Origin of the sequence: Halobacillus aidingensis (genome assembly GCF_900104185.1) — a bacterium.
Taxonomy (GTDB): Bacteria; Bacillota; Bacilli; order Bacillales; family Halobacillaceae; genus Halobacillus; species Halobacillus aidingensis.
The window spans coordinates 66,968-89,512 of record NZ_FNIZ01000010.1 but is presented as its reverse complement, the minus strand read 5'-3'; the positions used below and the strand labels follow the sequence as shown (position 1 = coordinate 89,512).

19 protein-coding genes and 1 other annotated feature are annotated in these 22,545 nt (G+C 41.8%); of the genes, 18 read left to right on the top strand and 1 reads right to left on the bottom strand.

What is annotated here, in order from left to right:
• Position 1: 1 nt before the first annotated feature.
• The 6 genes from BLS23_RS11445 to BLS23_RS11420 all read left to right on the top strand — a co-directional run bounded on the left by BLS23_RS11445 (position 2) and on the right by BLS23_RS11420 (position 5,917).
• On the top strand, positions 2-820 hold the full coding sequence (locus BLS23_RS11445) for a cytochrome C assembly family protein (RefSeq protein WP_089652692.1): 819 nt from the start codon (positions 2-4) through the stop codon (positions 818-820).
• An 18-nt stretch (positions 821-838) separates the two neighbouring features.
• Positions 839-1,768, top strand: coding sequence for a hydroxymethylbilane synthase (gene hemC, locus BLS23_RS11440; protein ID WP_089652691.1), 930 nt, complete (start codon positions 839-841; stop codon positions 1,766-1,768).
• Positions 1,768-2,532 carry a uroporphyrinogen-III synthase gene (locus BLS23_RS11435; RefSeq protein WP_089652690.1) on the top strand — a complete coding sequence of 255 codons (765 nt, stop codon included), beginning with the start codon at positions 1,768-1,770 and terminating at the stop codon, positions 2,530-2,532. The genes hemC and BLS23_RS11435 overlap by 1 nt, the downstream gene beginning before the upstream one ends.
• A gap of 2 nt (positions 2,533-2,534) precedes the next feature.
• The gene (gene hemB, locus BLS23_RS11430; RefSeq protein ID WP_089652689.1) at positions 2,535-3,512 is read left to right on the top strand and encodes a porphobilinogen synthase; all 978 of its coding nucleotides are present in this window, start codon (positions 2,535-2,537) and stop codon (positions 3,510-3,512) included.
• Positions 3,513-3,536: 24 nt separating this feature from the next.
• Positions 3,537-4,829, top strand: a complete 1,293-nt coding sequence (gene hemL, locus BLS23_RS11425) for a glutamate-1-semialdehyde 2,1-aminomutase (protein ID WP_089652688.1) — start codon at positions 3,537-3,539, stop codon at positions 4,827-4,829.
• A gap of 110 nt (positions 4,830-4,939) precedes the next feature.
• Positions 4,940-5,917 (top strand): LysM peptidoglycan-binding domain-containing protein, encoded by a 978-nt coding sequence (locus BLS23_RS11420; RefSeq protein ID WP_089652687.1) that lies wholly within the window; start codon positions 4,940-4,942, stop codon positions 5,915-5,917.
• On the opposite strand, the gene BLS23_RS11415 is transcribed toward BLS23_RS11420, so the two are convergent.
• Positions 5,914-6,102 (bottom strand): hypothetical protein, encoded by a 189-nt coding sequence (locus BLS23_RS11415; protein WP_089652686.1) that lies wholly within the window; start codon positions 6,100-6,102, stop codon positions 5,914-5,916. The two genes, BLS23_RS11420 and BLS23_RS11415, sit on opposite strands and share 4 nt — an antisense overlap.
• 130 nt (positions 6,103-6,232) lie before the next feature.
• Positions 6,233-6,460, top strand: a binding site (T-box leader).
• Between the two features lie 52 nt (positions 6,461-6,512).
• Here BLS23_RS11415 and BLS23_RS11410 point away from each other — a divergent pair.
• The 12 genes from BLS23_RS11410 to BLS23_RS11355 all read left to right on the top strand — a co-directional run bounded on the left by BLS23_RS11410 (position 6,513) and on the right by BLS23_RS11355 (position 22,457).
• A complete protein-coding gene (locus BLS23_RS11410) occupies positions 6,513-9,155 on the top strand; it encodes a valine--tRNA ligase (RefSeq protein WP_089652685.1) in 2,643 nt (880 codons plus the stop codon).
• 56 nt (positions 9,156-9,211) lie between these two features.
• On the top strand, positions 9,212-10,507 hold the full coding sequence (locus tag BLS23_RS11405) for a bifunctional folylpolyglutamate synthase/dihydrofolate synthase (RefSeq protein WP_089652684.1): 1,296 nt from the start codon (positions 9,212-9,214) through the stop codon (positions 10,505-10,507).
• Between the two features lie 76 nt (positions 10,508-10,583).
• Positions 10,584-12,317, top strand: coding sequence for a sensor domain-containing diguanylate cyclase (locus tag BLS23_RS11400; protein ID WP_089652683.1), 1,734 nt, complete (start codon positions 10,584-10,586; stop codon positions 12,315-12,317).
• Positions 12,318-12,434: 117 nt separating this feature from the next.
• Positions 12,435-12,845 carry a PulJ/GspJ family protein gene (locus BLS23_RS11395; RefSeq protein WP_089652682.1) on the top strand — a complete coding sequence of 137 codons (411 nt, stop codon included), beginning with the start codon at positions 12,435-12,437 and terminating at the stop codon, positions 12,843-12,845.
• Positions 12,842-13,342 carry a PulJ/GspJ family protein gene (locus BLS23_RS11390; protein ID WP_089652681.1) on the top strand — a complete coding sequence of 167 codons (501 nt, stop codon included), beginning with the start codon at positions 12,842-12,844 and terminating at the stop codon, positions 13,340-13,342. Before BLS23_RS11395 ends, BLS23_RS11390 begins: the two co-directional genes overlap by 4 nt.
• Positions 13,343-13,347: 5 nt before the next feature.
• A complete protein-coding gene (locus BLS23_RS11385; protein ID WP_089652680.1) occupies positions 13,348-15,051 on the top strand; it encodes a hypothetical protein in 1,704 nt (567 codons plus the stop codon).
• Between the two features lie 17 nt (positions 15,052-15,068).
• Entirely contained in the window at positions 15,069-16,436 is a 1,368-nt protein-coding gene (locus tag BLS23_RS11380) for a hypothetical protein (protein ID WP_089652679.1), read from the top strand.
• Between the two features lie 21 nt (positions 16,437-16,457).
• Positions 16,458-17,204 carry a PRC-barrel domain-containing protein gene (locus BLS23_RS11375; protein ID WP_089652678.1) on the top strand — a complete coding sequence of 249 codons (747 nt, stop codon included), beginning with the start codon at positions 16,458-16,460 and terminating at the stop codon, positions 17,202-17,204.
• 30 nt (positions 17,205-17,234) lie between these two features.
• The gene (locus tag BLS23_RS11370; RefSeq protein ID WP_089652677.1) at positions 17,235-18,545 is read left to right on the top strand and encodes a VanW family protein; all 1,311 of its coding nucleotides are present in this window, start codon (positions 17,235-17,237) and stop codon (positions 18,543-18,545) included.
• A 24-nt stretch (positions 18,546-18,569) separates the two neighbouring features.
• Complete coding sequence (locus tag BLS23_RS11365) at positions 18,570-20,192, top strand: GspE/PulE family protein (protein WP_089652676.1); 1,623 nt, start codon at positions 18,570-18,572, stop codon at positions 20,190-20,192.
• Positions 20,193-20,206: 14 nt separating this feature from the next.
• Positions 20,207-21,247 (top strand): type IV pilus twitching motility protein PilT, encoded by a 1,041-nt coding sequence (locus BLS23_RS11360; protein WP_089652675.1) that lies wholly within the window; start codon positions 20,207-20,209, stop codon positions 21,245-21,247.
• Position 21,248: 1 nt separating this feature from the next.
• A complete protein-coding gene (locus tag BLS23_RS11355; protein WP_089652674.1) occupies positions 21,249-22,457 on the top strand; it encodes a type II secretion system F family protein in 1,209 nt (402 codons plus the stop codon).
• Positions 22,458-22,545: the final 88 nt, after the last annotated feature.

Below are 22,545 nucleotides of genomic sequence, written 5' to 3'. Positions count from 1 at the left end.
AATGCTTGAATTCAAATGGGTTTATGAACTTATCCTTTTTCTATATGGATTGAGTATCATTGGATACTTCATCGACTTTGTACAAAATAACCGGAAGGCGAACATTACTGCCTTCTGGTTACTTAGTATGGTTTGGGTTTTACAAACCTTCTTTCTGCTTTCGCAGGTTTTTGTCAAAGATGATTTTCCGATCATGACGGTTTATGATGGATTGTATTTTTATTCGTGGATTCTAGTGACGTTCTCCCTCATCATTAACAGACTTTTCAAAGTGGATTTTCTCGTATTCTTCACAAATGTGGTCGGTTTTTTGATTATGATTATTCACATATCTACGAGGGCTCAAAATGTTTTGGAAAATAGGGGAGTGGCTCTCGTTAATGAGCTGCTTGTTATCCATGTCAGTTTAGCGATCATATCTTATGGTTTCTTTACGCTGTCGTTTATCTTTTCCGTTATGTATTTGTTGCAGTACCGCTTATTGAAGAGAAAGAAATGGGATGCAAAATTATTCCGCCTTGGTGATTTAACAAAGTTGGATCACTTTTCTTATGTGGCTATCATATTAGGTGTCCCTCTGTTATTGATTGCCATCATTCTAGGTGTCGTTTGGGGATATGTCTCTACGGCAGCTTTTTACTGGTATGATTCTAAGACACTTGGATCGTTACTCGTATTACTCGTCTACATCGTTTATTTGACGCTGAGAGTTATAAAAGGGTATCAGGGACGGACGATCGCTATATTCAATGCAGCAGCATTCCTGTTTCTATTGATCAACTTCTTTTTATTTGGTTCATTATCTAACTTTCATTTTTAGTATCGAGGAGGAAATGTTTTGAGAAAAATCGTCATCGGATCACGCAAAAGTAATTTAGCGATTACACAAACAGAGTGGGTGATCGACCAGTTGAAACAGATCGATCCATCCTATGAGTTTGAAATCAAACGAATTTCGACGAAAGGTGATCAAATCCTTGACGTCACGCTCTCTAAAGTAGGCGGTAAAGGGCTATTCATTAAAGAGATTGAACAGGCCATGTATGATGGAGAAATCGATATGGCTGTTCATAGTATGAAGGATATGCCTGCAGTAATGGCAGAAGGATTGATGGTGGCGGCTGTTCCGATTCGTGAAGATCACCGTGATGCTTTTGTTTCGAATGGGAACGTTGCTCTTAAAGACCTTCCTGCCGGAGCGATCGTTGGCACGAGTAGTTTGAGACGCGGTTCTCAAATCAAGGCCGTACGCCCAGACGTAGAAATCAAATGGATTCGAGGGAATATCGACACACGCCTCCGTAAGTGTAAGGAAGAGGACTACGATGCTATTGTTCTCGCAGCTGCAGGGTTAAAACGTATGGGCTGGGATGATGATGTCGTAACCGAATATCTAGAGCCTGATGTTTGTGTTCCTGCTGTTGGGCAGGGAGCTCTTGCGATTCAATGTCGTGAGAACGACTCAGAATTACGCGACTTCCTTAAAAAGTTGAACCATGAGTACACTGAAACGACGGTGGCTGCTGAGCGTAAATTCCTCCATGATTTGAATGGAGGCTGTCAAGTTCCTATTGGTGGTTATGCCTACCGTAAAGGCGAGGAAATCGTTTTGACAGCGCTTGTCGGTACACCTGATGGAAAGACCATCTTGCATGAAACGGTTTCAGGTACAGATCCAATTGAAGTAGGGAAAGAAGCAGCGGATCGTTTGAAAGCACAAGGAGCGCAGGAGATTGTGGATCGTGCTAAAGAGGAGTATGACCAATAATGCAGCCATTGCAAGGGAAGAGAATTCTCGTGACGAGAGGACAGTCCCAAGCACGCTCATTTATTGAAAGAATAGAAGCAGAAGGGGGAGTTGTCTATCACACTCCCCTTCTCTCCTTCCAATTGAATGATTCTGAGTCTCATCAAGAGATTTTGAAACGACTTCACGACTATTCCTGGGTGTTTATCACAAGCGCGAATGGCGTGAAGTTTTTTTTCGAGCTTCTGAAAAAGTACAAGATTGAGGTTCCACCATCTCTTAAATTCGCCATCATCGGATCTAAAACCGAGAAACGTTTAAATGATTTTGGATTTAAGGCTGATTTCATCCCTTCAAAATATCATGCGTCTTCGATGGGGAAAGAGTTTCTTTCCAGCCAGCCTCAGCCTGGCAATATTTTGTACATAAGAGGAAATCGTTCAAGAGACGCTCTTCCTCGCATGTTTAATGACAAGGGTGTATTTTTCCATTCCATGACCGTGTATGATACGCTACTAGTGGAAGAAAAAAAGCCTGAACTCCTTGCGTGGATTCAGGAACGAGAGATTGATGCATTAACCTTTACAAGTCCGTCGACCGTACGTGCATTTGTGTCTATGGTCCAGAATCAAGGTGGAGAGATTCCTTGTTTCTGTATCGGTCCGACGACAGCTAAAGAAGCAAAAAAATGTGGGTTTACCAACGTTCACGTTCCCGATCAGTTCACTATCGCCCATATGTTAAAACAAATGACTTACTATTTTTCTAACGAAGGGAAAAGATAAATATGAAAGATTTGCAGTTCAAACGCCACCGTCGCTTGCGCCGAACGGATTCCATGAGAGCGCTTGTGAGAGAGACCCATCTTCGTACGGAAGATTTAATCTACCCGATCTTTGTTGTAGAAGGAGAAGACATCAAAAACCCAGTTGCTTCGATGCCGGGAGTCCATCAAGTCTCCCTCGATCACTTGAATGAGGAAATGGACGAGCTGGTAAGGTTGGGTATTAAATCTGTCATTGTCTTTGGTGTACCAGCAGAAAAAGACGACGTAGGAAGTCAAGCCTATCACGAAGAGGGGATTGTCCAACGTGCCATCCGTCAAATTAAAGAAGGTTTTCCTTCCTTAACCGTGATTGCGGATACGTGTCTATGTCAATATACCGATCATGGTCATTGTGGAATTGTCCGCGATGGAGATATTGCCAATGATGAGTCTTTAACTTACATTACGAAAACAGCGATCACTCAAGCGGAAGCAGGCGCTGACATCATTGCCCCATCGAACATGATGGATGGTTTTGTTGCGGCTATTCGTGAGGGCCTTGATGAAGCAGGGTTCAGTCACATCCCTGTCATGTCTTACGCTGTTAAGTATGCTTCTTCTTTTTATGGTCCATTCCGCGATGCGGCTCATAGCTCTCCTCAATTTGGTGACCGCCGTGCTTACCAAATGGATCCTGCGAACCGCCTGGAAGCATTAAGGGAGGCAGAGTCGGATGTCGAAGAAGGTGCAGACTTCCTGATCGTTAAACCGGCGCTTGCTTATCTTGACATCATGCGCGAAGTGAAAGATCGTTTCAACTTGCCACTGGTCGCCTACAATGTCAGTGGGGAGTATTCCATGATCAAAGCAGCAGCTCAAAATGGCTGGGTCAATGAAGAAGAAATGGTTCTTGAAAAACTCACCTCTATGAAACGAGCAGGCGCTGATCTCATTATTACTTATTTCGCTAAAGATGCAGCTCGTTGGTTAAATCAATAACGCGGACAGAAAGGGTGTCGTAAAATGAAAACATTTGATCGTTCAAAACAAGCCTATACGAAAGCAGTAGACTTAATGCCAGGTGGAGTGAACTCCCCTGTACGTGCATTTAAATCTGTGCAGATGGATCCGATTTTTATGGAAAAGGGTGCAGGTTCTAAACTCTATGATCTCGATGGCAATGAATACATCGATTATGTCTTAAGCTTTGGTCCATTAATTTTAGGCCATGCCGATGAAAAGGTGACAGAAGCCTTAACCAAAGCGACAGCGAATGGGACGAGCTTCGGTGCTCCTACAGAAATGGAAAACGAATTGGCTTCCCTTGTGAGAGAACGGGTGTCCTCTATTGAAATGCTGCGTATGGTGAACTCAGGAACAGAAGCGACGATGAGTGCCCTTCGTGTGGCTCGTGGGTACACAGGCCGCGATAAAATTTTGAAGTTTGAAGGAAATTACCATGGCCATGGAGATTCCTTGCTGATCAAAGCAGGCTCTGGCGTAGCGACTCTTGGACTGCCGGACTCTCCCGGTGTACCGGAATCCATTGCGCAAAATACGATAACGGTCCCTTACAATGACTTAGAAAGCGTCCGATACGTTTTCGAAGAGTTCGGAGACGATCTAGCTGCTGTCATTATTGAGCCTGTTTCCGGAAACATGGGTGTCGTCCCACCAAATGATGGCTTCCTGCAAGAGTTAAGAAAGATGACGGAAGACAATGGGACCGTCCTGATCTTTGATGAAGTTATGACTGGTTTCCGTGTTGGATACTACAGTGCTCAGGGCCACTTTGGTGTGACTCCTGACATGACTTGCCTTGGAAAAGTAATTGGGGGCGGTCTTCCTGTAGGCGCCTATGGTGGAAAGCGAGAAATCATGGAACGGGTCGCTCCTGTTGGAGATATCTATCAAGCCGGTACGCTTTCTGGCAACCCGCTCGCGATGACGGCAGGCTATGAAACCATCTCCGCTATGACGGAAGAAGCATATGCTTCCATTAACAAAAAAGTAGATCGCCTGATTGAAGGTTACGAGGAAGCCGCTGAAAAACACGACATTCCACTGACAGTGAACCGGGCGGGTTCAATGGTCGGGTTCTTCTTTACAAACGAACCTGTAACGAACTTTGAAACAGCCAACCAATCCGACTTGGAATTGTTCACGAGTTATTTCCAGGGAATGATTGAAGAAGGTGTGTATTTGCCGCCTTCTCAATTTGAAGGGTTGTTCTTGTCTGTCAAACATACGGACGAAGATATCGAGAAAACAATTCAAGCGGCTGAGAAAGTCTTTTCACAAATTAAAGGTAAATAATAAAAGCGCATGGGGAATCCCCATGCGCTTTCGTTATGTATATTACTCTAACTCTCGCATAAGGTGGTAATAGAGAAAAGTGTTTATTACCTTAGGGAGGGGACCGTACTTTGCAAAACAAACAAAATGTATTTTCCTTTTATTTAGATGAATCCATATGGTTCAAGGAAGGACAGGGCGTTCGCGAGTTAATCGGCATATCATTAGAACCTGAAATTACCATTGAAGAGCTTGGAGATGAGGTCCGGTTGAAAGGGACTGTCGATCTTGCAGGCGAATACATTCCAACTGGAAGCCAGGATGCGCAGGATGAAAGTCCTCTTGCACCTTCTGTTCGAACCATGGATGTAGTCGAACCATCAGAAGAAGGGATTCATACGTTCAGCCACTCTTTCCCAGTGGAAATCACTGTTCCATTAGAAAGGGTATCGAATTTGGAAGATGTGCTCATCGACATCGAAAGTTTTGATTACGAACTTCCAGCCAATCGTCAACTTCGCCTTCATGCCCATGTGAATATAAACGGACTGGAAGAAAAACAACAAGAAGCATCAAATGAACCGACGTTTGATGAATCCGCGACGGTCGGTCCGGTCAATTTCCAAGAACAAAGTCCAAAAGAATCTCCTGTCCTGCCAGAACGTGAAGCGCCTATTTTTCGGATTGATGAAAAAGATGAAAGTGAGCATAAAGAAGACGATGATGATGGCCGTTGGTTTTATAAGAAATCACAAAGTTTCCCAGAGTTTTTTGGTCATGCTCAGGAAAATACCCAGTTACCTCCTGAAGAGCCTTCCTATGATAGTAGCGAATGGGGCGAAGTCAGTGTAGAAGAGTCCAGCAGCGAAGAATCCGATCAAGAAAGTGCTCAGGCACCTGGAGGCATGGACGGGATCAAACAAATCTTCAAACACCTGTTCCCGAACAGGGAGGACACGTACACACAGATGAAAATGTATATTGCCCAGGAAGAAGAAACACTGTCCTCTATTGCGGAAAAGTATGAGGTATCTGTGAAACAATTAGAACGAGTCAACGATTATAAAGATGACGTTTCTCCTGGGCAGATTGTGTATATTCCGAACTAAATCCATTTATATTTGAAAGCGAGATACAAACCGAGGACCAATCCGAGAAGGAAGATATCGAAAGTAGTCGGGAAGATGATGGTTCGTAGTGCCTGGAAAATAACGATGGGAAGTAAGGATTTTTCAATGACAAACAACCAGGTTCTGCACCATGGAGGCAGACGATAACGATACAAACGACTCATAAAAAGCACCTCTTTTCATAGGAGAATAAAGGCTCCTGGGCAATCTGCTCAGGGGTTTTCGCCTTTTTCTTTGACAGAGTTGACTAAATGCCTCTTTTTTATATACAATATGTATTATAGTCTTTATACGTGAAATGCTTAGATAGGGAAGAGTACATGAACAATTCCTTCAGAGAGGAAAACAGTTGGTGAGAGTTTTCCAGGAACCCTGTTGATGGAAGGTCGCCCTTGATGCAGCTTCTTTGAACAACGAGTAGGAGAAGCCGGTTAGAAGCCGTTATTTTTATTTGAGTGTACAGGAATGACTTCCTGTAAATTAAAGGTGGTACCACGGAAATGAAACCCTTTCGTCCTTTTTAGGATGAAAGGGTTTTTTATTTTTATAAAGAGAATAAAAGGAGGAAGATCGAATGGATCAAAAAGATCTTTCAATGCCTACAAAGTACGATCCGGCAACCGTAGAAAAGGACCGGTATCAATACTGGGTAGATGGTAAATTTTTTGAAGCAACAGGAGATAAAAACAAGGAACCTTATACAATCGTCATTCCACCGCCGAACGTTACAGGGAAGCTGCACCTCGGCCACGCGTGGGACACGACATTGCAGGATATCTTGACACGTGTGAAGCGGATGCAGGGATATGATGTACTCTGGCTACCGGGCATGGACCATGCGGGAATTGCTACACAAGCAAAAGTAGACGCAAAACTTCGTGAAGAAGGCATCTCTCGTCATGATCTCGGCCGTGAAAAATTCCTCGAAAAATCGTGGGAGTGGAAGCATGAGTATGCGAAATTCATCCGTGCCCAGTGGGAAAAGCTTGGACTTGGACTTGATTATTCTCGTGAACGGTTCACTCTTGATGAGGGTCTTTCAGAGGCTGTTAAAGAAGTTTTTGTAACTCTTTATGACAAAGGCCTGATCTACCGCGGAGAATATATCATCAACTGGGACCCTGCCACGCAGACGGCTTTGTCTGATATCGAAGTGGAGTATAAAGATGTGCAAGGTGCGTTTTACCATATGCGCTACCCGTTGAAAGATGAAGAAGGCACGATTGAGATTGCAACCACTCGTCCTGAGACGATGCTTGGAGATACAGCCATTGCCGTTCATCCGGAAGATGAACGTTACAAGCACCTGATCGGTAAAAAAGCGATCCTGCCGATTGTTGGTCGGGAAATCGAAATTGTCGCTGATGATTATGTCGATATGGAGTTTGGTTCTGGGGCTGTGAAAATCACTCCAGCACACGATCCTAACGACTTTGAAATTGGGAACCGTCACAATCTAGAACGAGTTCTTGTCATGAATGAAGACGGAACGATGAATGAAAATGCCGGTAAGTATAAGGGTATGGATCGCTTTGAATGTCGTAAACAAATTGTTAAGGACCTCCAGGAGGATGGTGTTCTCTTTGAAATTGAAGAACACTTGCACTCCGTTGGTCACTCTGAGCGAAGCGGAGCCGTCGTTGAACCTTATCTTTCCACGCAATGGTTCGTTGATATGAAGCCACTTGCTGATGCGTCGATCGACTTGCAAAAGGGAGACGATCAAGTACAGTTTGTTCCTGATCGATTTGAAAAGCCATATCTACACTGGATGGAGAACACAAGAGATTGGTGTATTTCCAGACAATTATGGTGGGGCCATCGTATTCCTGCCTGGTACCATAAAGAAACGGGCGAAATTCATGTCGGTAAAGAAGAGCCGAAAGATCCGGAAAACTGGAAACAGGATGAAGATGTCCTGGATACTTGGTTCTCTTCCGCCTTATGGCCTTTCTCTACGATGGGATGGCCTGATGAAAACAGTGAAGATTATAAACGTTACTTCCCAACCAACGTACTCGTTACAGGATATGACATCATTGGTTTCTGGGTAAGCCGCATGATTTTCCAATCCCTAGAGTTTACAAACGAGCGTCCATTCAACGATGTTCTTATTCACGGTCTTGTTCGTGATGCTGAAGGACGCAAGATGAGTAAATCGCTTGGAAATGGTGTCGATCCGATGGATGTCATTGATAAATACGGGGCCGATTCACTTCGTTATTTCTTATCCACTGGTTCATCTCCTGGTCAGGACTTACGCTTCCACTGGGAGAAAGTAGAATCAACTTGGAATTTTGCCAATAAGATTTGGAACGCTTCCCGTTTTGCCTTGATGAACATGGGCGACTTAAAGCATGAAGACATTGATATCACAGGTGAAAAATCAGTTGCTGATCAATGGATTTTGACTCGTCTCAACCAGACGATTGAGCAAGTGACGACGAACATCGATAAATATGAATTCGGTGAAGCTGGCCGTCACCTATACAACTTCATTTGGGATGACTTCTGTGATTGGTATATTGAAATGGCGAAACTGCCATTGTATGGAGAAGACGAAGCGCGTATCCATACGACCCGTTCCATTCTTGCGTACACGCTCGATCAGACGATGCGTATGCTGCACCCATTCATGCCATTCATTACAGAAGAAATCTGGCAGCACCTTCCTCATGAAGGAGAGTCAATTACACAGGCTTCATGGCCGGTGGTAAGAGAGGATTTCCATAATGAAGAAGCGGTTGAAGAAATGAATCGTCTTGTTTCCATCATCCGATCTGTGCGTAATATCCGTTCAGAAGTGGACACACCGATGTCCAAGGAGATCCAGTTGATGATCCAGGCGAAAGACGACGATATCGTCAAAGAGCTTGAGAAGAACCGTGACTATTTAGAAAGATTCTGCAACCCTAGTGAACTGACGATTGCAACAGACTTGCAGGCACCTGAAAAAGCGATGTCTGCCGTCATTACTGGTGCGGAATTGTATCTTCCATTAGCAGGATTGATTAACATCGAAGATGAAATCAAGCGTCTTGAGAATGAATGGAAGAAATGGGATCAAGAAGTCACACGTGTTCAAAAGAAACTTTCCAACGAAGGTTTCGTAAGCAAAGCCCCAGGACATGTCGTTGAAGAAGAACGCAAAAAAGAAACAGACTATCTTGATAAGCGTGCCAAAGTAGAAGCACGAATCAAAGAGTTAAAAGCATAAAGAAGGAGGAGGGTATTCTACGGAGTACTCTCCTTTTTTGAAAAGAGGGAATAGAAATGGATTATGAAGATGCAATTGCTTGGATTCACTCTAGAGAAAAATTCAAAGTGAAGCCAGGGTTGAAGCGAATGGAATGGATGATGGAGAGGCTGGATCATCCCGAGAAAAAATTCAAAGCGGTCCATATCGCGGGAACGAACGGGAAAGGGTCCACGCTCTCTTTTCTCCGGTATATCCTAAAAGAGCAGGAAATGTCCATCGGTACTTTCACCTCACCTTATATAGAGAAGTTCAATGAGAGAATCAGTGTGGATGGACGTCCGATTGAAGATGAAGAATTGGCTGAACTAGTTCTCAGAGTCAAACCTTTATCTGAAGAATTGAGACAAACCTCTTTAGGAGAACCCACGGAATTTGAAATCATAACAGCGATGGCCATGCTTTATTTTTCCGAGGCTCCGCTTGATATTGTATTGATTGAAACAGGTTTGGGAGGAAGGTTTGATTCTACAAATATCCTAACCCCTGTGCTATCCCTTATTACAAATATCGGACATGATCATATGAATGTTCTAGGTGCTACAATAGGAGAAATTGCAGTAGAAAAAGCGGGAATCATCAAACCTGACATTCCTGTAGTTACTGGAGTCAAGCAGCAGGAAGCTATAAACGTAATCACTAAAAAAGCGCGGTCATGTGATTCAAAGGTGTTCAGACTTGGCATGGATTTTGAAGTTACTCATCGATCTAGTAGTGATGAAGGAGAGAGTTTTGTTTTCTCAAATGAAACGTTCCATTCTGAAACCTATGTAAGTCAGATGAAAGGTCCTCATCAGGTGGAAAACGCGGCGTTGGCCCTTCAGGCCGCAGAAGTGTTAAGGTCTCTTGGGGTTCGAATTGACCGTAGTCTTTATGGAAAAGGCACGGCATCCACACGTTGGCCCGCAAGGTTTGAGAAAGTTAAGGACGCGCCTTTGACGATTATAGATGGGGCCCATAATGAAGAGGGGACGAGCGCTCTTGTAGAAACGGTGAAACGTCATTACGCAGGTAAAAAAATTGTCCTCGTCTATTCTGCCTTAGAAGACAAGCCTGTAAAAAAAATGTTGAAACAACTGGAGAGTGTTGTCGATAATGCTTATATGACAACATTTGAGTTTCCTAGAGCGTTGAAAGGCCATGAGCTTGCTGAATACTCGGAGATAACGGAGACCATCGCTATTGAAGATTACAAGCAGGCCATTCGTAAAGCCTCTTTCAATGTTGGAGAAGACGGCGTTCTGCTCATTACAGGATCGCTATATTTTATATCTAAAGTCAGGAAATATTTTGAAAGTAAAGAAAATTCGTGATAGGATAGTAATGTTCTGAATTTCTCATGGTAAAATAGTCGTGCGTAAATGTAGGTCCTTAGGGTGGGGTGGTAGGATGACGAAGCAAAAGAAATATGGCGTTTGGTTTGTGTGGGCAGCTATTTGGCCTGCTAGTTTAGTTTACTTGTACTTATGGTTATCCCCCGTTATAGAAGGAAACAGGGTAGAAATTGCTGCCTTTATCATCCTTGCTTCCATCGTAGCTTTATTTCCGCTGCAAATCGGAGACCACCCCGTATTTTTTACGCAGGGGATCGCATTTGCAGTTTTTTTATATTATGGACTTTTCATAGAGATCATTGTTTCTCAGGTGGCTATTTTAGCATTAATGGCAAAAATGAGACTCGGTCGGACAAACCTGCACCGATTACCGATAAATTTGTTTATGTTTTTACTGATTTCAGTGGTCTCCGCGGGAATCTATTACGCCCTCGGAGGAACACACGGCCCATCAGCTGTGAATGATAGAGGCGATGCCGTACCCATCGTGAGTTATGCACTCTCCCAAATTGTCCTCAACCAATTCTCAATAAAATTTGTAGCAAAAGTACTTTATAATAAAGAGATAAAATGGCTCGATAAAGGTTTTGCCTGGGAATTGTTGACGTCAAGTCTTGTCCTGCCCATTGGCTTTGTCCTTTATATGGTTTACTCAGAGTTTGGAATGAGTGGAATTTTCTTTGTCGGCATTCCTTTCGTTTTTATTTCAGGGATGTTGATGCTTTACCATAACAGTAATCAGGTGAATACATATCTAAGAAAGACGAGTATCATCGGACATGAGCTGACAGGAAAACTCGGAGTTAAAGAAGTGCTTGATATTTTTGTCGATCGATTGAGCGAACTCCTTCCTGTGGATTATATTTATGTCTATGACGTTAAAAAGAACAAACGGATGGAGCTGATCCGTTTCTTTGATCGATCGGGTGAAATCGATTTTCCTCATATTCAACTTTCCATGGGGCAAAGCATCAGTGGCAATACATGGCAGGAAGGAAAGAGTGTCTTTTATAAAAAGAAATCGGAATGGTCCCACTTAGAAAATCAATATACTCCTGACCGTGCTGAAACGGTATTGTCTGTACCCGTTGAGAGAAATGGAGAAATTGTTGGGGTCATTACCATTTACTCAACCAAAAAGCGAGCTTTCCTACAATTTCAGTTTATGATTTTAAATATACTGGGCAACTATTTAGGTGTGGCGATAGATAATGCTCGACATTATGAGAAAACGAAAGCAGAAAGTGAGCGTTGTGCTCTTACTGGCCTATACAATTATCGTTATTTTGAGGACCATATCGTGAACATCTTTAAAATGAATCAAAGGCAAGAAAGAGGAGCGCCGATTTCCCTCGTTTTATTGGATATTGATCACTTTAAGCGTGTGAACGATACATACGGACATGAAAGTGGCAATGAAGTCCTCGCTTCACTATCAGATAGACTTCAGGAGGTAGTGGGTGGACATGGGACACTTGCAAGGTATGGTGGAGAGGAATTTGTGATTCTTTTGCCAGGGTATTCTCAAAGTGAGGCATTAAAAGTAGCCCATTCCATACGCGCGAGGATCATACAAAAACCTTTTATTTCTAAATTACATATTCATGAATCGCATGAGCCTGTATCTATCTCAGTGACAGCGAGTATTGGGGTAGCTACTTATCCTGATCATTGTGAAGAAGCTTTTGATTTAATTCGTCAAGCGGATCGAGCGATGTACATAGGTGCGAAACAAAGAGGGCGAGATCGTGTGGCAAGTTACAAAGAACTGATTGAAACTGTTCAATGAATAATGTTGGACAGTTTTTTTGTAAGCTTAATAGGTAATTTGTCGAATTCTCACAGGACAAAGTCCTATATTTACGATATAATTTTGATAATAGATGCAAAATGGGGGAGAAGGCGAATGCCTGATTTTGGGGAAGAGAAAGCATTCTCACTTGTAGAAGTGATTGTTGCCATGGCCTTACTTCTTGTCATATTCATTGTTTCGACACAAATCATTATGAATACAATGACACAATCAAATACGATTGATGGGGACTTTACTACCATGGAAATTGCAGACGGTGTACTGAAAGCCTATCAATCCAAATCTCTCGAAGATTTGGACGATCATAAAGGCAAGGGAGAAATACCAGTGAACATCCCTGATCTGCTAGAATTGCCAGCCGGCAAAAAAGTCGAACAATATGAAGGGCATGTGCTGGTGACAGATCCTGATGAGACTAGTTTGACTAACTACTTAACGAAAATCGTCGTTACGGTCTCGGCGAACAATAAAGAGACTCAATTAGAAGGATATGTAGAGAGATGAATATCAAAAGCGAAAAAGGTATGACATTAGTAGAACTTTTAGCCGTAGTCAGCCTCTCCATGATTGTTATGGTAGCTGCTTATCATGCATTTTATTTTGTCACAGGTGCCGTTGAAACGTCATCGACTAAAACGGAGCTAAGAAAAGAGGCAAATATACTCATCTTAAGTTTAGAGGAAAACTTGATCAACGTCGATTCCGTTAAAGTCCAAAATGCGGATACAACGATCTTTCAAACATTCACTGCAACAGCGGCTCGTTTAAATGGCATGGGTGAAGATTCAACCTTTACTTACATAGAAGAAACGACAGATGTCTCCATTCAAAATGGTCATTTACTTATAGACGATATCCAACAAAATGCTGATGATATGGACTTATCCAATACAACATTCGAGCTTAATGGTGATAAATTGACGGTCCATTTAGAAATTTTTAAAGAAAATACAGATGATACCTACAGCCTGGTAAAAATCTTCCGCTTAGGGACTGAGTGATAAAAATGAGAAATTCTTTTAAAAATGAAGATGGCTACGTTCTTGTTACCGTCCTAATCATGTTTGTCATCTTTAGCATTTTAGGCTTGAGCTTAATGAGTTATACAATCGGTTCTCAGCAATTTTCTTCTGCCAATACCGATTTTATAGAGACGAAAGCGGATGCTGAAATGACAGTGCAGGAAGCTCAGGCCCATATCATGAAAGGTGTCGATGAAATCAATGATGATCTTGCTGAAGCGACCCCTGGTTTAGGTGGAGTCATCAGTAGAATCAATAGTGTTATTCATCAAGCAGAGCAAAGACTGGGTGATGAAGGGCTTATTAAGAAAAAAGTCTTGAAAGATGGCGAGAATGGTGTGTTTTTGCAAAGGGTCGATATAGAGGTTGATGTAGAAAGTTCAGATAAAACGTTAGTCCGTACATTTACGATTTCTACGATCGCTGATGTATTCAGGTATGGGGCAGTAACTCCAGGGGATATGCGTTTGAACGGAGCGCCTTATATTAAGGGTGATGTATTCGTTGGTAATGATTTAAGGTTACATGATGAAGCATATTTCAAATCTGGCTATGGTCGTTGGGCTGAAACTTCCTATCCATCTATCCAGGGTGACTTATCAGTAGAGGGACGCTATGAAGTTCCGGGATGGCTTTGGGAATGGAGAATATTAGAAGAGGATTTGGACTCTTACTTTGAGATAAAACCTAGAATAGTAGATGAAAACCCAGATGTTGCCCCGTTAAAGGTATTAAAATATATCACTGAAAAAAGAAACGATCCAATGGGCGATATAACCACGAGAGGTTACCCTGGCAACATAGATGAGATTGATGGTTATCAGGTCATTAAAAGAGGTTACGAAAGACAGGGGAAATCTCCAAAAGCTCCTGATCGGTTCTATGGTGATACTTATATTCGTGGGGACCTTAAACTAAAAGGGTCTAACTTAAAAGTGGATGGGAACTTAATTGTGGCCGGAGATATTACTATTGAACCAGATGGAAATGATGAGTCCTCTCTCACCGTTGATGGATCCATATATGTTCATGAGAATGCTAAATTAACTGGAACAGTCTTGTTGCCAGAAAATAAATTCATGTATATCAGTGGATATCCCAAAAATGAGAATTGTAATGGAAACAATACTCAAAACAACAAGTGCGGTATTTATATAAGCGACTTGACCTTTCAAGGAAGCATTTACACAAACCATGAGATTGATATAAGTGAAGACTTAAATATGAACGGAACGCTTTACACTCGTTTAGGCGGACGTATTGAAAATTTATCTAACGAAAGTGGCGGAACACTCGTTGTAGTAAGTGAAGGTGAATTGACGATTGCTAACAATAATTTGTATAACAATGAACCGAAAGTCATAAATGCCTTCTTTTATACGAACAGCGATTTGGATATCTACGGTGTTGGCTCAAACTTGAAAATCCGTGGAGGCGTATATGGAAGGAATGTAACATTAAATGCCGTTAAAGGATCATCCAGTGATGAATATTTTTCTGGTTCCACCAATTTCTCAAGTAGTCGTGATCCATTGTATGTACAGAACAATCAAAATTCTATAAATTCTCAATTATCCAGGCTGACTATAGAGTACGCTCAAGAACTTATTCTAAATCCACCTGATGGCATACCTACTGTCGATAAAGTCACAGTAAAACAAATAGATTCTCACTTTTATGATCAATAAGGGAAGGAGGAGCAATCATGACAGACATATACATATGGTTAGTTACAATTGCTTTAGCATCTATCATCCTTCGATTTATACCCATAAACCTGCCTATGAAGGGACGGATGATTTTGTGGCTTACAGGATCATTAATTAGTTCTTTAGCTCTTCTAGCAACGATTACATATACTTTCTGGATGGGAATTCTTGCAACGCTTGTACTCGGGTTTGTGTTTACTGTTCTCTTGCAAGAAAAAGCATCTCAGGTGTTTGCTGGCCAAGATAACACTGGCGAAACACCAGGTGTACAAAAGAATACCCCTCATACAGAAGACTATGATTATGGATACCAGAACGAAGAGGATGAAGAACATATTTTAGAAGGTGAGAATTCGGAAGAGTTTGCGAGTCCTATATCTGATAAAGGATCTGTTCGGATTGAAGATTTGTCACATGAAAACCTTGAAATGAAAGAAGAACAAGGCATTCCCGCGCTTGAAACAACAGGGGGAGAAGGAGAACATTCACGGTCAATCGAAGTTGAAGTTAACTGGAATGAGTCTGAAGAAGCCATTCTAGAGAATGATGATTTAACTGAAGATTCATCTGTAGAAGATATACAACCCCAGGAAGATAAGTTCAATTTCTCCGAGGGCGATGAAGAAGCTCTTTTATTAGATGAAGAGCTTGCCCAGTTAAGAATGGAAGAAGAAAGTGAAGGATATGGAGAGGACCTTGAGAATTCGGAGGACGCTACAGAAGAAGAGTTAATGGCGGAAAGAAATTTTCATTTAGATATCGAAGAAAACGATCTCGAACTTGAACTCATTAAGGCTGAAGAGCTTCCAAGTGATATAGATGATACACACGACAGTATTGTTGAAGAAGATTTAGAATCTGAAGAAGAAATCATAAATGAAATCAACGAATCAACAGATTCTGACAAAGATATTACCCGGGAAATGAACAAACAGGAAGAAGAAATGTCTGTAGATAATCAGGAAGAAATCATATACCCGATCACTAATCATGATATAGACCCAGATATTGAAGATAACGAAGATAGTCTTGCTCTTGAAGAAGATTATGAAGAAGAACTGATAGCAGATGAAGCGTTAAGGAAACAGTTGCTTGAGTTAATGATTGAAAAGATTGAATATATGGAAGAACAAATGACAGGAGTGGAGTACGAGAATTATGTTAAAGCTCATCTATCTGAGAAACTACCAGATTTGGAATACTACTCAATCTCTAAATTCTTAATAAAGTATTACATTAAGAACGGAAAAACAGATGAGCTTGTACTTTTTGTAGGTGAGTTGATTGATAAGTTCGCATCATACTCGCTGCTTATCGAAGAGTTAAGGTATGTACTTCAACAACAAGTTCAATATACAAAATAATGATGGGTGTGTAGAGAGAACATGAAAAAGAGCATAGAAATTATCGGATTTCCAATTATCAGCATCTCAGCCGGTAAAGAAATCGGTCGTGTGAAATCAATCGTAATCAATCCAGAAAAAGGTTCTGTTGATTTTTTGACGGTGGAGCATGAAGACTGGCAAGTGAGCGTAAAGGCGATTCCATTCCAAAAAATCATCGGAATCGGAAAATATGCGATTACGGTAGAGAGTACGCATTCCATTTTGGATTTAAATGAGATCCCGATTGCGAATCAACTGATTAACAAAAAGGTTTATATTAAAGGTGCTCAAGTTATGACTCGTGTTGGGGAATTAGTGGGAGAAATCACGGAGTACTATGTAAATGAAACGAATGGACAAATTATTTCTGTAGATGTGACAACAGGAGATCAAGATAGTATAGAAGTTTCATCTGAGTACATTATTACCTATGGTGAAAACCTGATCATACTGAACGAAGAGTTTTCAACAGGAGAAGTGGAAGCTAGTAGTCCAAAAGAAGCTTCCGCACCAGTAGAAATAAAGAAATCTTTCCATTTCTCAACAACCGCTAACCAGGAGCGTGTGAATGATCTCGATCGTAAGCAGGATGAATTGTTGGAAGGCAAACAAGCGACAAAAAACATTGTGAATTCTCAGGGTGAAACCGTAGTCACAGAAGGAACGGTTTTAACCAAGACTGAAATTGATCAATTAAAACAGTACGGTCCAAGCGTCATGGTTGAATTGAGCATGAATGTGAAGTAATGCAAATAGATCCAGAGGAGATGTTAAAAGTTGAAACAATCATTGAATCTTAAGCTGCTTTTTTTAGTGGTTGCTGTTGGTATGTCGATGTTTCTTTTTACAATCGGAAGTTCAGCAGCTATTCAATATGTCACCACTGGAAAACACCTCCCGGAGAATACTGTGATTGCTTCCGTCAATGTATCAGAAAAAAGTAAAGAAGAAGCGGTACAACTGCTTTCAGAAAAAGTACAGAACTGGAAAGAAAACCATTCGATTGTAGTTAAATTGGATGGGAAAGAACTGACCGTTGATCCGGACATGATCCAGTTCGATGTAGCATCAACTGTTGAACAAGCTATGGATACAACCATTCGAGATTTGCAGGTTACCGTTAATGAGTCTTATGTGACGGATTTGAAATCTTATATGAATGATTCACTTGCTTCAGTGTTTTCTCAGGAACAATTCATTGAAACTGTGAAAAGAGATGCAGCACAATTGGTAGATTCCCCTTTAGAGTATGTCGCTTATGACTTTGTTGAGGGAAATACGGCCTCCCTTTACGAGAGCATTGGTAGTCAAACGGTCGCCGTGCCACAAGAAACAAGCATGGATCGGGCTGTGAAACTATTTGATGAAGAAGAGCTTGAAGATGGCGCTGTCTTTTCCTTCAACCGCTTGTTAAATATTGATGGAGTGTACGATGAAGTTTCGCTGGATGTGTTGGCTTCTGCGATTTATGGAGCGAGTGTTAAAGCAGGAATGATCATACAGGAAAGACATATCAGCCACCGATTGCCCGAGTACGCAGAAATTGGCATGGAAGCGAATGTAGACGTTAATCAAGGCCAGGATCTGAAAGTGTACAACCCATTCTCTGGGGACTATCAACTGTCTGTAAGTGTAGAAGGTGGAAATGTTGATGTCCAATGGATCGGATACCCGACAACCTCAGATTTTCATGTTCAGTTGTTGGATCGTGAAAAAATATCTCCTAAAACGATCATTCAGTATTCTTCTCTTGTTAATAGAGGGACATACAATCTTTTACGAGAAGGGGAAAATGGTGAGGTTGTGTCCGTTTATCGTATTGACAGATCTTTATCCGATGGAGTAGAGGAGTTTATTTCAGAAGACTATTATCCACCGGTAGCTAGAGTGGAAGAACACCCTCCTGCTTCAGAGGCGAGTCCAACAGAGAATTCAGGATCGAATAATGGAGACAGCAGCTCTAATTCTAAAGATGGAAAAAATAGTGCCGAAGAAGGCGATGAGGAAGGAAATTCCAGTGATTCTAAATCATTGCAAAAGAATGAGGATGGCATTTGGGAGGTCGTTCCTGATGGAGAATCTAAGTGATGGACGAAAAAGGATGAGCCGGTCATGATCAAGAGAAAAAGGTTAGGCGATTTGTTAAAAGATGCAGGAATTATTGAAGAAAATCAGATTCAAGAAGCGCTGGAAAGCAAAATGCCGGACCAGAAGCTTGGGGACGTTCTTGTAGAAAAAGGTTTTGTGACGGAAAAGCAATTGATTGAAGTGTTGGAATTTCAACTGGGAATCCCACATGTTTCTTTGTTTCATTTTCCTATCGATCCTCATGTCATCACAATCGTCAGCAAAGATTTCGCTATTCGTAATCTTTTAGTACCTATACAACGAAAAGGAGAAGAATTGACGGTAGCCATGTCGGATCCGATGGACTATTTTTCCATTGATGATTTGAAAATATCTACTGGGTTTATAATTTCGCCGGTCATTGCAACAAAGCATGAGATCCTTCAAGCCGTTAACCGTCATTATAATTTGAATGATTCGAGTCTTGTTGAAAATGAAGAAGACACGGATGAAGCACCTGCTATTAAGTTAGTGGATCAATTGCTTCAAGCAGGTGTCCAGCTGAAGTCGAGCGACATCCATATTGACCCCCAGGAATCGCGGGTTTTAATCCGCTATAGGATTGATGGTGTGTTAAGGACGGAGCGTACGTTACCGAAGTCTTTCCAAAACAGTCTGATCGCCCGTGTGAAAATCATGGCTAATCTAAATATTACAGAAAACCGCCTGCCACAGGATGGGCGGATCAAAACGAACGTTGATCGGTCACCGGTGGATTTAAGAATATCCATCCTTCCTACGGTCTATGGGGAAAAAATCGTCATCCGGATTCTAGACCTTTCTAATGCATTAAGTTCAATCGAAGACCTTGGTTTTAATAAAATTAATGCACAGAAATATAAGCAATTGATTGAGCAGCCGTCTGGTCTCATCCTTATCACAGGCCCTACGGGTTCGGGGAAATCATCTACTCTTTATGCATCCTTGAATCGTTTGAATACAGACGATGTCAACATCATCACGGTAGAGGATCCTGTTGAGTATCAAATCGAAGGACTGAACCAAGTCCAGGTAAACACATCCATTGGATTAACCTTCTCTAAAGGACTCAGATCGATTTTACGTCAGGACCCTAACATTGTCATGGTCGGTGAGATCAGGGATTCAGAAACAGCGGAAATCGCCATTCGTGCTTCTCTGACGGGTCACTTAGTTTTGAGCACGTTACATACGAACAGTGCCATCGCTACAATTCCTCGTTTATTTGATATGGATGTGGAACCATATCTTGTAGTTTCTTCCTTATCAGGTGTGGTCGCTCAACGGCTAGTCAGAAAAATATGCCGGGATTGCAGACACTCGCATGCACTTACGGAGATGGAGAAGAAACATTTTCAAAAACGTGGAATGAAGGCAGATACCATCTACAAAGGATCGGGTTGTGACAGCTGTCAAAACACGGGATACCGAGGCCGTATGGCCATTCAAGAAGTGTTAGTTATTGATGATGAAATCCGGACCATGATGATGAACAATGGCAGTATGGACCAAGTCCGGCGTTACGCATTGAAGCAGGGGATGCTTTTCCTATTAGACGATGGTTTGTTGAAAGTGAAGCAGGGACTGACGACGTTAGAAGAAGTGCTTCGCGTCGCCAAAGTCGACTAGCGAGGTGGTAAGACATGAGAGAGAAATTTGATCAGCTCCTGACGGTTGCGAACGAATATGAGGCCTCTGATATTCATTTAACAGTTGGAGTGCCTCCGATATTCAGGATCCACGGTCAGTTAAGAAAGTATGGAAAAAATTCACTGAAACCGGCAGATACAGATGGGATGGCGAAGGCGATCTTATCTGATGATTTACATGAACAGTTGATCAGTAACCGTGAAGTGGATGTGTCCTACGGAATTGCGGGTGTTTCAAGGTTTCGTATTAATATTTACTATCAAAGAAATTGCCTTTCAATGGCCGTCAGGATTGTGCCCCGGGAGATTCCTTCGATTGAAGACCTCCACATGCCGCAAGTGTTAAAGAAAATCAGCAGCTATGCCCAGGGTCTTGTTCTCGTCACAGGTCCTACAGGTTCAGGGAAGTCTACAACGCTCGCTTCGATGGTTGATTACATTAACCAAACCGCCCGCAAGCATATCATCACCCTGGAGGATCCGATCGAGTACACACATAATCATAAAAACTGCATCGTGGATCAGCGGGAAGTCGGGTTTGATACGAGAAATTTTGCCAATGGTTTACGCTCTTGTTTACGTCAGGATCCTGATGTCATTTTGGTTGGAGAGCTTCGTGATTTTGAGACGATTTCGACAGCACTGACGGCTGCCGAGACCGGTCACCTTGTATTTGGGACCTTACATACGACTAATGCTCCAGACACAATCGATAGAATCATTGATGTTTTCCCACCAAACCAACAGGGGCAGGTGAGGGTTCAGCTTGCAAACGTTTTGCAGGCAATTGTTTCTCAGCGCTTATTCCGGCGTTTAGATAAAAAGGGAAGAAGAGCTGCGGTTGAGATTCTGTTGAACACACCCGCCGTCAAAAATCTAATTAGAAATGAAAAGATTCATCAAATTGAAAATGTCATGCAAACGTCTAAGGCTCTGCAAATGCAAACGTTGGAGATGTCGATTCAGGAATTGCTTAGAGAAAAAGTCATTGATGAACGTGATGCGGCTCCATACTTGAAAGAAGGGGGCTTATAGAATGCCCTATTATTCCTATCAAGGCCGTAGTCTACTCGGTAAAGCTCAAAGGGGGAGGCTGCGTGCAAATTCTAGAAAAGAAGCGGTCATGTCATTAAAAGAGCGGGGCATTACCATATCGGAAATTAAAGAAATCGACAGTGTTCTCTTAAAAGATATCCAAATAGGAAACCCTGTAAAGCCTAAGGATTTTGTCATTTACCTCAGGCAATTTTCTACGCTCATGAGAGCGGGTATTTCCTTACTTGAATCGACAAAAATTCTTGCAAAACAATCCAATAGTCGTGCGTTGAGTGAAGCTCTCTATGATATCAGCGATCAGTTGGAAGGTGGACGTGCATTTTCTGAAGCAGCAGATTCCCATTCGAAAATCTTTTCCAACTTATTTATCAATATGGTACGAGCAGGTGAGGTTGGAGGTAATCTGGATGATATCCTGGAACGCTTAGCGGTTTATTATGAGAAACAATACGATACAAGACAAAAAATCATATCCGCTTTAACCTATCCTCTGGTAGTCGGACTCATTGCGATTGGGATCGTTATTTTCTTATTAACCTTTGTCGTTCCGCGATTTGCAAGCATGTTCGACACGATGGGAGGAGAACTTCCGTGGATCACCCAGCTTACGCTTAGTATGAGCCACTTTTTTCAAAATTTTTGGTACGTTGTGATCCTTATTCCAATTGTTTTATTTATCGCTTTTAAGTTGATCGTAGATAGGAACCCGAAACTGCAATACACAGTGGATGTACTAAAGCTGAAAATTCCTGTATTCGGACCATTAATACAAAAAGCCGCTCTAGTGCGGATGACAAGTACATTGAGTTCTTTAATGAATAGTTCTGTACCCATTTTAAAATCACTACAAGTGACACAAAACGTAGTCGAAAATAAAGTGGTCGAACGAGCGATTATGAATAGTTATAAATCTTTGGAAAAAGGAAACAACCTTTCCGATCCATTGAGGGAGTATCCAATTTTTCCACCATTGGTCATTCAAATGATGGCTGTTGGAGAAGAGACAGGCTCTCTCGATTACATGCTTTCAAAAGTCGCTGAATTCTATGAATCTGAGCTTGAATATACGACAGACCGATTGAAAACGCTGATCGAGCCTCTGATGATTTTAGCGCTGGCGCTTGTCGTTGGAGGAATCGTTGCAGCTATTGCTGTACCGATGTTTTCGATCTTCGACACGATCAAATAAGATTTTGTAAGAATGTGCAAAAATGCTAGTTTGCAAACATTTTATCCTTTATAATGAACATAGGACATTTTGCTAATGAAAAAAGTAG

Coding starts and splice junctions, on each gene's coding strand:
- BLS23_RS11445 (WP_089652692.1), top strand. CDS start 2: ATGCTTGAATTCAAATGGGTTTATGAACTTATCCTTTTTCTATATGGA.
- BLS23_RS11435 (WP_089652690.1), top strand. CDS start 1,768: ATGCAGCCATTGCAAGGGAAGAGAATTCTCGTGACGAGAGGACAGTCC.
- hemB (WP_089652689.1), top strand. CDS start 2,535: ATGAAAGATTTGCAGTTCAAACGCCACCGTCGCTTGCGCCGAACGGAT.
- hemL (WP_089652688.1), top strand. CDS start 3,537: ATGAAAACATTTGATCGTTCAAAACAAGCCTATACGAAAGCAGTAGAC.
- BLS23_RS11415 (WP_089652686.1), bottom strand. CDS start 6,102: ATGAGTCGTTTGTATCGTTATCGTCTGCCTCCATGGTGCAGAACCTGG.
- BLS23_RS11410 (WP_089652685.1), top strand. CDS start 6,513: ATGGATCAAAAAGATCTTTCAATGCCTACAAAGTACGATCCGGCAACC.
- BLS23_RS11405 (WP_089652684.1), top strand. CDS start 9,212: ATGGATTATGAAGATGCAATTGCTTGGATTCACTCTAGAGAAAAATTC.
- BLS23_RS11400 (WP_089652683.1), top strand. CDS start 10,584: ATGACGAAGCAAAAGAAATATGGCGTTTGGTTTGTGTGGGCAGCTATT.
- BLS23_RS11395 (WP_089652682.1), top strand. CDS start 12,435: ATGCCTGATTTTGGGGAAGAGAAAGCATTCTCACTTGTAGAAGTGATT.
- BLS23_RS11390 (WP_089652681.1), top strand. CDS start 12,842: ATGAATATCAAAAGCGAAAAAGGTATGACATTAGTAGAACTTTTAGCC.
- BLS23_RS11385 (WP_089652680.1), top strand. CDS start 13,348: ATGAGAAATTCTTTTAAAAATGAAGATGGCTACGTTCTTGTTACCGTC.
- BLS23_RS11380 (WP_089652679.1), top strand. CDS start 15,069: ATGACAGACATATACATATGGTTAGTTACAATTGCTTTAGCATCTATC.
- BLS23_RS11375 (WP_089652678.1), top strand. CDS start 16,458: ATGAAAAAGAGCATAGAAATTATCGGATTTCCAATTATCAGCATCTCA.
- BLS23_RS11365 (WP_089652676.1), top strand. CDS start 18,570: ATGATCAAGAGAAAAAGGTTAGGCGATTTGTTAAAAGATGCAGGAATT.
- BLS23_RS11360 (WP_089652675.1), top strand. CDS start 20,207: ATGAGAGAGAAATTTGATCAGCTCCTGACGGTTGCGAACGAATATGAG.
- BLS23_RS11355 (WP_089652674.1), top strand. CDS start 21,249: ATGCCCTATTATTCCTATCAAGGCCGTAGTCTACTCGGTAAAGCTCAA.